General features: G+C 35.7%; 6 protein-coding genes. 2 read left to right on the plus strand and 4 right to left on the minus strand.

What is annotated here, in order from left to right; genetic code table 11:
* Position 1 precedes the first annotated feature (1 nt).
* Entirely contained in the window at positions 2 to 3,979 is a 3,978-nt protein-coding gene (locus BMS_RS13640; RefSeq protein ID WP_014245408.1) for a hypothetical protein, read from the minus strand.
* A gap of 169 nt (positions 3,980 to 4,148) precedes the next feature.
* On the opposite strand from BMS_RS13640, the gene BMS_RS13645 reads away from it, so the two are divergent.
* Positions 4,149 to 5,099, plus strand: a complete 951-nt coding sequence (locus BMS_RS13645; RefSeq protein WP_014245409.1) for a hypothetical protein — start codon at positions 4,149 to 4,151, stop codon at positions 5,097 to 5,099.
* A 35-nt stretch (positions 5,100 to 5,134) separates the two neighbouring features.
* Here the strand turns inward: BMS_RS13645 and BMS_RS13650 are convergent, their stop codons facing one another.
* Both BMS_RS13650 and BMS_RS13655 read right to left on the minus strand, forming a co-directional pair.
* Positions 5,135 to 9,853, minus strand: a complete 4,719-nt coding sequence (locus tag BMS_RS13650; RefSeq protein ID WP_044557632.1) for a hypothetical protein — start codon at positions 9,851 to 9,853, stop codon at positions 5,135 to 5,137.
* A 183-nt stretch (positions 9,854 to 10,036) separates the two neighbouring features.
* Positions 10,037 to 11,698 carry an AMP-binding protein gene (locus BMS_RS13655; protein WP_014245411.1) on the minus strand — a complete coding sequence of 554 codons (1,662 nt, stop codon included), beginning with the start codon at positions 11,696 to 11,698 and terminating at the stop codon, positions 10,037 to 10,039.
* A 297-nt stretch (positions 11,699 to 11,995) separates the two neighbouring features.
* Here BMS_RS13655 and BMS_RS13660 point away from each other — a divergent pair, with 297 nt between their 5' ends.
* Positions 11,996 to 12,229: a DUF5522 domain-containing protein gene (locus tag BMS_RS13660; protein WP_044558163.1), complete on the plus strand. Its 234-nt coding sequence runs from the start codon at positions 11,996 to 11,998 to the stop codon at positions 12,227 to 12,229.
* Here BMS_RS13660 and BMS_RS13665 read toward each other — a convergent pair.
* The gene (locus BMS_RS13665) at positions 12,205 to 12,465 is read right to left on the minus strand and encodes a GIY-YIG nuclease family protein (protein WP_014245412.1); all 261 of its coding nucleotides are present in this window, start codon (positions 12,463 to 12,465) and stop codon (positions 12,205 to 12,207) included. The two genes, BMS_RS13660 and BMS_RS13665, sit on opposite strands and share 25 nt — an antisense overlap.
* Positions 12,466 to 12,472: the final 7 nt, after the last annotated feature.

Consider the following 12,472-nt stretch of genomic DNA (forward strand, 5'->3'; position numbering starts at 1 on the left):
TTTAGTCATCATTCTCAGACTGGGCCTTATCTAATAACCTATTGAAATATCGCATCCTAGAATTCTTAGTGTATTCAGATAGCTTTTGGCCTGTAACCTCAGGCATTAGTATGGACTTAGTATAGTAATTTATTGCTTTCGATCCTGAAGGAGTATTTCTTAAGGTCGTCCAATCAAAATCGTGATCGTCATAGAAGAAGAACTTAGTGATTCCCCAGTGAGAGTCATTATCATTTTGTAAGAATTCCTTTGCCGCTGTAGCAGCAAATCGTTCAGCAAATCCACCATTAGCATCATCTTTAACAACTAACTCACTAACCATTTTCAAAGTTTCTCGCTCGGCTTCATTTGAAACCCTTCCACTCGCGATAAGAGGTAGTAGGTAATTCTTTTTAATTCTATCAAGTTTCTTTCGAGACTCTTCACTTCCATCGCGAAATAATCTCTTAAAATCATAAGAAGATGTCATCTTTCTAGACTCTATTCGAAGTTGGTCAAAGCGAGAGGTCATACGCTGCCACTTCACTCTTTCCGAAGAACTAAAGTCGCTAGTGCGGCTCTTTTTAAATTGTCTAAGAAGGATTTGCTCCTGTCTTCTTTGCTCTTTTTTAATATAGTCATCGAAGATATTTCTCACATTCTTAGAGACTACGGCATAGGCTAAAATATCTGCGAGCCTCGTTGACTCAAAGAAGTTCTTTAACTCAGAGAGTTTTACCTCTCCATTTTGCTTATTGAGCCACCTTAGGGCACGCACAAGTTCAGATCTAAAAGTAATTAGCTCTGTTTCCATTGATTCAGGATCAAATATCAATCCCTCTTTAAGAAACTCCCCAAGCACGGATATAAGATTACCAAGCGCAGCCGTACCAAGCTCGCCAGTAACTTCAGTATTAGCTATATCAGTTTCACCAATATCAGATCCGAAAGACTTTTTTCTTGTTAAAATTAAAAGCTCATTTAGAAGATCGTTGTTAAAGACATGTGTTATTAATCTTCTATGATTTGCATTATTAAAGGAATCTCTACCAAGCTTAGAATCTAAGTGAATCTTATCTTGAATAAAGGTTCTAAATGAATTGAATAATTCATTATCCACATTTGACTTACAAGTACTCAAATGGTCTTCCAACCATCCCTCTGGAACTATTTCATTATCACCTAAAATAATGAGTAAGTTCTCAATAGCGCTCTTTGTCTTAGAGTCTCCGTGAGTATAACTCTCTAATAGCCCTCTGCTATTCGTATTTGATTCTCTTGCTTTAAATATCTTAATAAGATCAATGTCCCCTCTAGGGCTTATTGATTGTAAAAATAATTCTCTTTGCTCAGGAGTTACTACAGTGGACTTCTTAACTAAACCTGCTAAGAATAAAAATGTATTCTCATAACAAATTTCATTAACGTTTAGAGCAGCCTTCCCCTGATCTTTTAAAATAGGCTTATTTGTCGCTATCAACATATCTGAAATATTTTTTTCAATCTCAAACTGGGCCATCTCATAGCAACCATTCATTTCAGCGAGAGTGTTGACAGACTTAGAGTTAAAACTCGGCAATTTTTCGATGCACGACTCAAAGTAATGTAGAGGCGAGAGAATATTATTGGCCTCTACTGAAAGTAGATCAAAGTCCTTCGAAACTAAGTGCTCTAACTTATCTTTAGAACTTAAGAAGAAATCTTCTCGCTTTTTCTTTTCCTTACAATTAATTAAATAGTCATTGAAAGATATATCTGTCCATGTTGGAGAATAATTTGAAAAACAATCTATAAATGCATCTTCAGAAACTTGATTCTCTTCTTTATAAACTAATAATTCCGCTTCTTTTAAGACTTGATTAGTTAAAGTATGGCCACTAATTTCTCGTCCCTTACTCGCTTGAATTCTGACCGTATACTTCACTTTAGAGGAGAGGCTCATCTTTCTATCACCAAGTAACATAGAATGAACTTTTTCTTCGATCTCTTTTCTCTTACTTCTATCTAAGTTTGAATCAGTCAGTCTCTGCAAAACATAGAATTCAGAATAGATAATTCGTGAGTCTTCTTTAATTTCATCATTAAATTTACGGAGTCCAGAGACATCTTTTAAATCCCCCACAGTAGATTTCAAGTACCGCTTAAGAACAGTTTTAAAATGTTCTCTCTGCTCTTCCTCCAAGTTGATATAAGAATCCTCTTGAACAATCGAGTTTGTAAAGATCTCAGGAATAAGGCTTTTAAGAGTGACAAACTCACACTCAAGTTCAACTCTAGAAAAAGATTCGATAGATTCTAAGAACTCATTTTCATTTGCACCTAAGAAGAATTTCTCTTCTAGGCATCTATCAAAACGTCTTTTAAAGTTCCTCTCATCCCTAGCATTAAAGGAAAAGTTTTCACCAGGTAGTATTGAATTCAGAGCATATTGAAGCTTACTAGATCCTTCTGAATGACTTAACTTCTTCAGTACGGATATCATACAAAATTGATCTTGGTCACACTTCTTGAAGCTATCAGATAAGGTTTGCTCCATCGTCTTAGAAAGTAATTTACGCTCACTTCTATCTTTTAGAAATGTATCAAATGCAAAACGAATCTTGCTTTTATTTAAATGATTTCTACATTCTTGAAAGCTTAAACTCTCTCTACACTTAGAAAATTCTTCAAAAGATTTTTCTTTAAAGAACTTACTATTAGACTCTGTTAAAAAGATCCCCTGCAACCTTGAATCATTATTAATACCATTTTCTATTTCACTTAGCTCTACACTTTTATTTAATTTCTCAAGGCATATTTTAATATCTTCTTCTGCAATACTCATTGGAATAAGAGCAACCTTTACTTCAGATGAATCTTCGAAGAAGCCATTATTGTGTAGGCACTGATAGAAGTTATTCTTTAGATTTCTCTCTGTATATTGCCCTTCTTTAGCCAAAGAGACATTCATATCGATATTGAAATCCAAGAGAGAATTAAGTTCAGATATTATACGGCAACCTCTTCTTAACTCAGGAGAATCTACATTTTCAAAGCTTCCCTTTGAAAAGTAATTAAAGATACATTTTCCAAATTCATTCTGAACCTTCTCAAAATCTTCGTCACGAAGACTATTTAAGAAACTTAATTCATCTTGTTCAAGAGACTTAAAGTAGTCCTCTCCTTTATCTACTCTAAGAACCTTCTTATGCTCTACACTATCAAAAGAGAGCTCTAACCTTCTCTTTTGTTCAACCACACTGGAAGATGAATCAAAGATAACTTTAGAGCTTAGACCGCGTTTATTAACTTCTAACTCTAAGATTGTATTTTGTGACAATAGAGGGTTGGAGGCATTCGGTCTATAGAGAACGAGCTTCTTTCTATTATCTAATAAGCGCAGGGATAGTAATTGAGTTCCAGATTTATGAACTTGAAAGAAATCATTCTCTTTCTTTATTTTAAGATCACTAATATCGACCTTATCAGAAAAAAGAGAAAATCCATTAACTTCTAGATTCTCATTTAGATGTGCTCTTAGAGATACCTCTCCTATACCTTCTATTTCAAAAGTATGAATAATAGTTTTCTGAGTAGCCTCTTCACTATCTTTTAATTTATTTGCTATTCCCTCAACAAGTGGGCCTAGCTCATCCGCCGATGTTGGAGTTACTTTTTCAAATAGAACGATATTACATTGAGTTCCGTTCATTACCTTAACTCGGTCAAGTGCTGCTAGCAACTCTTCAAACTTAACCCCTTCAAGAACCTCTTCTCTAATCTTCTCCTCTATGACAGCCGAGGCCATATCTATAGAGCTCGTATCTTGAATATCAAAAGACAAACTCTTCTCATCATCAAAGAAGCCTTTCTTATACTTAAAAATGATCTTTCGCTCAGAGGGTTCATAGATTAATGACAGATTTGAGGACAGTGCACGGCTCGAATATAGCTCTACTTGCTCTCCACCTAGAGTGCTAAAAGCAATCACTAAAATTAAAGCTCGTATTAAGATATACATTAAGATTCCCTCAACTCTCTTTACGGTATTTCAAGGTATTCCTTAAGCAATAACTGTTTATTTTTAACAACTTAGAGAATGGCTTTTTATTAAAGAAATATCTGACTTAAGCCGATAAGAATGCAGAATGTTTTAGAATAACAAGAAAAATTTTACGAGGTCAAAGGGTATGTTCCTAAAGAAGTTATCAATTTTATTTTTAATTCTTACCATTTCTTCTGCTAATGCTGCAGGTGGAAAGCTAATAGATTTCCTTCTCTTTGACTCAGGTGTTGCTGAAATACTAACAAAGAATGGTGTCGATGCTATAGCAATTCCAAGAGTGAAGAGATATGTAGCAAATTCACTACAAGCTCTCAGTCTCTCGGGTGCAAAACCTACTAAAGCTCAGTTGAAAGAAATTCTAAACGGACTTGGTGGTTCGCCTCAAGATATTAAGATTAAAAACTCTCTACTTGCTCTACTGGATAAACCAGAAGATAAAATTAGAAAGAGAGATGTCGTTACTGCGATCAATAGTCTTATTTTCCTTGCTAATAGACATGGTAGTACAGGCTCAGCAATGCTTGCATGTGCACAGTGTGTAAGTGATGTTTTAAGTAAGAATGGATTTAAATTCACACTTGAAGAAATTAACAATACTGCCGCTAGAAAAGTTTTAGACCAAACTCTTCCAAAACAACCAAGACAATTAACAAACTATATTAATACTAAGATGGCAAAGTTCAACTTTGGTGATCTCTCTAGAGTTAGCCCAAAAATGCTAAGACCAGAAGAAGAGAAATCTCTAGGACTTTTCCTTGGACTTGCTGAAGCTGGAAATAAGAAACAAAAAGCACTTATTGAGGCCGTTAGAGAATTTAGTACAGATCAAAATGGAGTAACTAACTTGGTTGACTCTAGAAACCCTCATACATTTTGGAAATTATTCAGTGAAGATATGGATGATGAAACAGTTGAAGGGTGGACAAAAATTATTAAAGAAGCAACTGAAAGTGCTGATGGACAGACCAATAAGCAAGATGCCTTCTACGCTGCTCTAAAGAAGAGAGCTGGGGATGATCAATATATGAACGATCAGCTCGAATTTCTAAAAAAGAAGAATTGTTTCTTCAAATAAAAATATAAAAGAAGCTCAATTGAGCTTCTTTTTTTTTACATAAAGTCTACAACACCTGGATCTCTACTAATAACTAATATCTTTAGTGCATTTACGAACTTATCAAATTCTCCTGCCGTATTGTACTCAGCTAACTCTCTTACTACTTTATATGCCATATCTCCAAGCTCTCTCATACCAAAGATGTCATCAACAGATACAGATGACCAAATCACCTGTGCAAGTGCCTCTTGCTCTGCGCCCTCTGCTTTAAAGAGTAACCTCTTAATCGACTCAGGAGACATCTCTACAAACTCTCTAAATGCAGCTTGTTTCTTCGCTCCTAATTTAGAAACGAAACTCCCAACGTTTTCAGATGAAACTTTCTGAGATGCAAATTGATGAACTCTCTTTGAGATTGAATCTTGAAACTTCTCCATTTCTGCTGCGATCCTCTTAGACTTTGAGCTTGATGCTGTACTGATAGCTTCATCTACTGTCTTATCAAATGCCTTCAGAGCTTCGAATGTTGTCTCTGCAGCCACATATTTAGAAAGCCCAAACGTCTCTCTTGCTGTCGCCTTAGTTGATTCATAAACAAGCCTAACTCTAGCATTTAAGAACTTCTTCATAATTAGACCATCTGCTAGATCATAAACTGCTCCTGAAACTCTATTTACGAAAGCAGAAGAAGTATTCTTTAATACACCACCAGTATGTGGTCCACCCTCAAGAAGAACCATGTAAGGGATCTCTCTCTTTCTTACAGGTATTTTTACAAAGATATCAGAGAGATCTTCCATATTCTTTAAAAGGTACTCAGATAGATCATCTCCATTCTTCGATACGGCTTCAAGACCATCGATCATTCTATTGATTTTAGTTCCATTCTTTGCCAATTGCTCGAATCTAAATTTTCTAATCCAATTTGTTCCCCAAAGATATTCACCCTTATTGGCCTTTCTCATAACTGCTCTAGCGTGAACGAGCTTATCGTGAGAACTAAACCACTTTGTTGAGTATGACTTTAATAATCTCTGTAACGCTTTTGGGTTGTGTCCAAAGTAATCAGCAACAACTTGTGCGGTTTTCTTATTGATCATCTCTGGAGTTTCTCTAACAATGACATTACTAGTATATTCAAAAATATCATCAGCACCCATTTTTGCATGCTTCTTAAATGGAGCAAGAATCTTTCCAAGCTTCTGAGTCATCTGGGCCATTGTCACTCTCCCAGTCTTATAGAGATGCTTAACATTATCCATTTCACTCATAGCATTCTTTACTAATTCTTCAGATGCTCCACTTCTCACTAATTCTCTTGAAATACTCTCTACTGCCTGAGAAGCTTCATCAGAGTTCTTTCCTAGGGCCTTTGCTAAATCGTCTTGTAGAGATCTAAACCCTAGAACATATCTTGCAAAGCTCACATCAGCTTCAGTGGCCGCAGTTTTACCTGCAACACCTGCCATATTCCAAGCTTTCTTAAACCCGATTTTTCCTGTATTTCTAAGCATTGTCTTCGCAGAGATATATGTCATCTTAGATCCAACTTTAACAGATCTTCCAACGACACCTACCATAGGAATAAGTGAAACAGCTTCAAAAATTGCCCATCCCCATGATCTTGATACTTCATCAGAACTTCCAGATGTTGCAAATCCCATTTCTTCCATTCTCTTTACTTTTTCCTCGTTCTCATCCGCTTCCATTTTTCTATCAACTTCTCTATAGACAAGAGTCAACTGCATCGTTAAAGCTGAAGTACCTGCAGCTATCATTGCAATTCCCAAAGGTGCACATAGTCCACCTGTTACACCAGTACAAGCAGCACCGATAATAATTGCTGCCACACCAAGGAAACCAGCACCAAGACCTAACCACATATCAGTCCATTCTTCATCTGACATAGAGTTAATCTTATCTAATACATTCTCAGGAACTCCTGGAAGCCCTGCTAATTGATTCAATTGGTTTTGCGCCTTAGAAGTTGCATAGAATAATGTCTTCATATCTTCGTGCGTATTAGGCTCCATATTACAGAATTCATTGAGGTTACTTAAAACCTTAAGCTTTCTCACCATTGCAGCTTCTTTAATAAGATCTTTAAAGATTGGTGATTTAATTCCATTATCAAGAGATAGAAAGTTCATCTTTGCAGAGAATTTATTATCAATTCCATTTTCCTCTGAGAACTCTTCAAATAAAGCAATTTGCTGATCAACATTTCCCTTTCTCTTATAGAGATCAAGAAAGAATTGTCCAATTTGTCCTTCATCGCTCTCTAATAGGTCATCGATTTCATCCCATGCTTCACCTGAGATTGTATTATTATACTTAGCTTCGTACTCTTCAACATTCTGTCTTGTTAATAAAGTTTGGTAAGAAAGATCCTCTAATCTTGAGTAGTAACTCTTTCCTTTAAGTTCTGTTTGAAAGATATTTGAGTTCTCTTCATTTACTCTCTCAGCTATATCTTTCCAGAAGTAATCTTTTTCATCATCAGAAAGGATTTTATTGGCATAGCTTGGTACGAGTACTTCATCAATATTAATTTTCTTCGCTGCCTTTTCAAGCATCTCAATATGTAATTTAATATTCTGTCTCTGAACTCTTGTCTCACTAGAAACTCTACTCCCTCTTCTTGTTTGGATATATTTAGGAGTTATTCCAGCTTCTACATGCTCAAGCTCATCCATTGCGACTAAGTAACTTAAACGAACAGAAGCCCATGGATTAAGTGCTTGCATTTGACCAGTTAAGAAATCTAATTCGCTCATATTGCTAAATGAGAACTCAGAGTTTCCTCTATTAGTATTCATATTCCAGATATATCCAAATACAGGATAATTCTTTTCTAATTTCATTTCTTCAAGTCTTCTAAGAGGTACAAAGTCAGAACTTGTAGTAAATTCTTTCAAGTAGTCTGCCATTTGAGAGATTAAGTGCTTCCCTCTTCCGTCCTTACAGATCTCACTTCCCTTACCAACATATTGACATGCAATTTGAGCATCTCTATAAGCTGCATCAGACTTCTTTACATCTCTCTTTGATTCTAAGTAGAGAGCAATATTTTTAAGGGCCCAATTTCTCCATATAGCAGCACCGTAGAGAGATGGAAACTTTATTCTTGTCTTATTCTTCTTTAATTTATTAATCAGCTTCTCTGAGAGAATTTCTGTATAGTGAGTTGCTCCCTTTCTTTGCATTAACTCTGTTAAAAATAAAGAAAGATTCTGTCTTTGAGTATTAATTGTCGCTAAAGTTCCATCACTTAATTTAGTTTCATACATTTTACCTGCGGCAGGCTTTTCAAAGAATTTCTGGAACTCTACTCCAATATTGTAAGTGTAAGTTCTTGCAGCCGTGTGCTTCTTAGTTCTTCTATTGTAATTTGCTCTTGTCTTTCCTTTAAATACAGACATCGCCTCTTGTAACTTCATTTGAACAATAGTTGGATAATGTGAAACATCATCGATGTCAGCCTTTGTAAAGTGACTTCCATCTCTATCGTTTCTTAGAGCACTCTTATATTCTTCAAATGGTAGTAACCCAGAATAACCCATCTTCGTAGGATCTTTATCCGCATTATCCATGAAGTACTCTAAATACTGATAGTTATTTAAGCTAAAAGTAAGTCCATGCCCTGACATAATATTTTGTAGATACGTGTCTCCCTGACCTTCTACAAATTGAAAGTTAAACTTCTCTGGCATACTTCCATTAAAGTGAGACTGACAAGATCTTGGTACATCGATCGCTTCATTATCTCCAATCATTGCTTGATAAACATAGATCTGAGACATCATCATATGAAGAGTAAACCACTTTAGCGCTCTTACATAATTTCTCTTTGTTGGCGTCTTTACCAGAGTTAGAACATCTCTAGAAAGGATTTCGTTTTCATTAAAAACAAGTCTAGATTTTCCCCATGATTCATCTAATACATTTAAGTGATATGGATCTGTCTGCTCATCAGGTCCTAGTGTGATTAATTTTCTTTGATCAATTTGATCTTCATCAATTAAGTCCGTTGGAAACTCAGGAAGAAGTGATTCATAGAAAAACTTACCATCGTACTCTCTGTCGACATAAGATCTTTTAGATACAACGAGATCTCTCATTGGCAGAAGAACACCACCAAGGTACTTTACAAGTAAGTCTCTTCTTACTTCTTCTTCTACTTCATCGTCATAGAGGTATTTCTTTAACTCATCTTTTAAGATTTTTGCTTTCTTATTTAAACTTGTTAATAATTCATCATTTGCATTTAACGAAGGAATCTCTGACTCTCTCTCTTCTTCTTCAAGCTTCATTACTTTTTCAGCAAATTTTTCTATATGTCCCTTAACTCTCTTTGGAACACATTTTTGAGCTTCTTCTTTTGAAAGATTCTGATCAAATGTATATAAGTACTGACCACATGAAGCCTCATTGATACCTTTAACAATCTTCTCCCAATTGCTTAAAGTTGCTTCATCGTAGGCAACGATTTCATCTTCCTCAAAACCAAATAAATCATCATATGACTCTTCTTCTTCACTGGCCTCTTCAGATACGGCTGATTCTAAAGCATCCACTGCATCTGTATTACACTCGGCCTTAAGGTCCTTTCCTTTGATAGAAGTTTTAAAGCTCTCAATTTCTTTGAATAACTCTTCTGTTGAGTACTTATGATCAAAAGACGCCTGAGCTGGAACACGTAGAATCGTCTCAGCAAAGGCCAATTGAAATGATATTAAGTAAATTAAAAGCGCAGAGATAAATCTCTTCATATAAGTCCCCTCAAGTTCTATATGCAATATATATTGCAATTGAGGGGCCAATCACATGCCCAACTTCCTTAATAATTCTAATATGTTAATTTTTATATAGTTGTCTAAACTTTAGACATGTTAGGATTTTAACGCTTTAGAAAGGTGCCAGTCGACTTTAGCCCTGGCACCCTGGATATATTTCTACGAGTCTCTAAGGTCTTTTCTGAGAATTTTACCGACATTTGACTTTGGTAATTCATCTCTAAATTCGTAAATTTTTGGAACTTTATATCCCGTTAGGTTTTCCTTACAAAATGCTTTTAGCTCTTCAACAGTAAGTGATTCATCTTTCTTCACAACAAATAACTTCACCACTTCTCCTGACTTTTCATCTGGAGAACCAACAGCTGCACATTCAAAAACTTTCTCATTCGAACAAACAACATCTTCAACTTCATTTGGATAAACATTGAATCCCGATACTAGAATCATATCTTTCTTTCTATCAACAATTTTAAAGAATCCTTCTTCATCCATGACTCCAATATCACCCGACTTAAAGTAACCATCATCTGTCATAACTTTCTTTGTTTCTTCTGGTCTATTCCAGTACCCCTTCATCACTTGAGGTCCCTTGATACAAATTTCTCCAACCTCTCCTACTCCAAGAGTCTTTCCATCATCGTCTTTGACCACAACTTCCGTTGAAGAAACAGGTAAACCAATTGCACCGTTATAATTCTTAAGATCAAGTGGATTGATACAAGCAGCTGGAGATGTTTCCGTTAAACCATATGCTTCGATCAAAGGAGCTCCAGTTATTTTCTTCCATCTTTCGGCCACTGCTTTCTGTACGGCCATCCCTCCACCAAGTGTTAGCTTTAATGAAGAGAAGTTTACATCTGAAAATTCTGGAGTATTAAGAAGTCCATTGAATAGAGTATTCACACCAGTTATTGCAGTAAAGTTCCACTTATTTAATTCTTTAACAAAGCCTTTCATATCTCTTGGGTTTGTAATTAAAACGTTGAGTGCACCAACTGTAGAGAACGTGAAGCAATTCGCTGTTAAACTAAAGATGTGATAGAGAGGAAGTGGTGTGATAATAATCTCTTTACCATCCTCAATAACTGGAGAGATCCATGCTTTCGCCTGGAGAAGATTTGCAATGATATTATTATGAATAAGCTCTGCACCTTTTGAAACACCAGTAGTTCCCCCTGTATATTGAAGGAAAGCTGTATCTTCTCTTTTTATATCAGGTCTTATGAACTTAGTTTCATCACCTTTATCAACACATGATAGAAAATCTTTTGTCCCAGAGATATTCCATGCAGGAACCATCTTTTTAACATTCTTAATGACGAAATTAACAATCATCGATTTTGGAAAACCTAGCATATCTCCAATTTTTGTAGTGAGAACATTCTCAACACCTGTATTGGCGATAACTTCTTCGAGCACGTGAGCTGAGTTTTCAAAGATAATAATTGTCTTTGCACCAGAGTCATTGAGCTGATGCTCTAATTCTCTCGCGGTATATAAAGGGTTAACATTAACGGCAACCATTGCGGCCCTAAGAATTCCAAAGAGAGCAATTGGGTATTGTAAAATATTAGGCATCATGATCGCCACTCTATCGCCCTTAGATAGATTCAAATCATTTTGTAAGTAAGATGCAAATTTTCTACTTAGAAGATCTATCTCTGAGTAAGTCAACGTTTTGCCCATGCAATGAAAAGCAGCATTATTAGGATACTTAGTGAAGGACTCTTCTAAGATTTCAGGTATTGAGTTGTAGACCGACGTGTCAATTGTGTGCGCTACACCTTCTTGATAATGCTTAAACCATACATGTTCCATGAGATCCTCGAGTTTAAAATTTATGTAATATATTGATTTTATAAAATCTTTCTAAATAAGTAATCTTTGGCAGAATTTTCTTATTAAGCTATAGGATATTCTAAACTTTTTTTCTTGCCTACAAAAATCGCTAATGATAGAACTCTCAAACTTTATGAGAGTGATTTCCTGAATTAATGGATGTCAGCACTTCACTCTTAGAGATAGATTAATTCTATACACACGCGTTTTAGCCTCCGGAATCGGAGGCTTTTTTGTTTCTTTACTCTGATTCTCTAGCAAGATATTATGTACTCTATGACCAAGAAACTGATCGAAAATGTCGACTATTATTTCAATGATAAAGGCCTTATGGTTTTTACTGAGAAATACCATACTGAAAGAGGCCACTGCTGCCAAAGTGGTTGCCTTCACTGTCCCTACGAATTTAGTAAGAAAGTCGACCCTGAAGTTCCATCAGAATTGCAAAATCCATGGACTCAGAGTGAAGAAGATGAGCTTGAGATCTATGATGGTCCCATCGACGAATAAACCAAGTGCTCTTTCTCTTTTCTAGATAATTGTTTTATCTCCCACTCTCTTTTTGAAGCAAGTGAGCGATTCTCATATTCTTCTATATGAACAACTCGTTTAGGTCTATTAGATCTAAAGAATTTTGCGCCCTTCTTTCCACTAGCGTGTTCATTAAATCTTCTCTCAACATCAGTTGTAATTCCGGTATAGAATTTACCACTTGTCGTCTCTAAAATATAAACAAACCAAAGCAACTTTAAA

Source organism: Halobacteriovorax marinus SJ (assembly GCF_000210915.2).
Classification (GTDB): domain Bacteria; phylum Bdellovibrionota; class Bacteriovoracia; order Bacteriovoracales; family Bacteriovoracaceae; genus Halobacteriovorax; species Halobacteriovorax marinus.